We start from the raw sequence: 975 nt of genomic DNA, 5'->3' as shown, positions 1-975 counted from the left end.
ATCTAGTTTTGAAGGAATATCCTTCAACTTAATTTTGTCTGGTAATGATGGCGAAGAGGCCACACCCGTTCCCATGCCGAACACGGAAGTTAAGCTCTTCAGCGCCGATGGTAGTTGGGGGTTTCCCCCTGTGAGAGTAGGACATTGCCAGGCAAACCTTTATAGGTTTAATTTTATTATATGGCCCATTGGTCAAGCGGTTAAGACACCGCCCTTTCACGGCGGTAACACGGGTTCGAATCCCGTATGGGTCATCAAAGTTTTTTCGCGCCAGCGAAAATAACTTACCATAACAGAAATAGCATAACTTATATTCGGAGGATTAGCTCAGCTGGGAGAGCACCTGCCTTACAAGCAGGGGGTCGGCGGTTCGATCCCGTCATCCTCCACCATAGTATTTTCGTATTAACAAAAATAACATACTAAACCCAGGTTTAATTTTATTTTAGAGCAATTGACTTTTTAATTAGATGAGTGTTAAAATTTCTAATTATTATGGAGGAATACCCAAGTCCGGCTGAAGGGATCGGTCTTGAAAACCGACAGGGGTGTCAAAACCCGCGGGGGTTCGAATCCCCCTTCCTCCTCCATTTAATTTTTTATATTTTTATCATCGCGGGGTGGAGCACGTGAATAAGCTTCATTGAGTCACCTCAGCGTACCGATTGAGCAGCATCTTGAATAATCCTTCTGAAATCGGGACGGTCCGTACAAGATAATAAAATAAGTCCATAGAAAAAACTATTTATATTCTTATTATCGCGGGGTGGAGCAGTCTGGTAGCTCGTCGGGCTCATAACCCGAAGGTCGCAGGTTCAAATCCTGTCCCCGCAACCAATTTCAGTTGACGATGCTACGTCGAGTAATCATCTTAGCGAGTCAATATAGTAGTGCTGTTAAGTGCAACCAAACTTAAAACAAATATATATATATTATGGTATATTTTGTTATTGTAAGTTATTTTCACTACGTGAA

At 42.4% G+C, this 975-nt stretch carries 4 tRNA genes and 1 rRNA gene; all 5 read left to right on the top strand.

Features of this window, described 5'->3' with window-relative positions:
- Positions 1-37 precede the first annotated feature (37 nt).
- The 5 genes from rrf (at position 38) to COD11_RS00200 (ending at position 837) form a co-directional block, all read left to right on the top strand.
- Positions 38-153: ribosomal RNA gene (gene rrf / locus COD11_RS00220) — 5S ribosomal RNA — on the top strand.
- A gap of 29 nt (positions 154-182) precedes the next feature.
- Positions 183-254: transfer RNA gene (locus COD11_RS00215), tRNA-Glu, on the top strand.
- Between the two features lie 62 nt (positions 255-316).
- Positions 317-392, top strand: a tRNA-Val gene (locus COD11_RS00210).
- A 105-nt stretch (positions 393-497) separates the two neighbouring features.
- Positions 498-590 (top strand) — tRNA-Ser (locus tag COD11_RS00205).
- Positions 591-760: 170 nt separating this feature from the next.
- Positions 761-837: transfer RNA gene (locus COD11_RS00200), tRNA-Met, on the top strand.
- The last annotated feature ends 138 nt before the right edge of the window (positions 838-975 follow it).

This window comes from Bacillus sp. AFS040349 (assembly GCF_002577655.1).
GTDB lineage: Bacteria > Bacillota > Bacilli > Bacillales > Bacillaceae > Metabacillus.
Note: the sequence above shows the minus strand (reverse complement) of the source record. Positions and strands in the feature narration are given on the sequence as shown.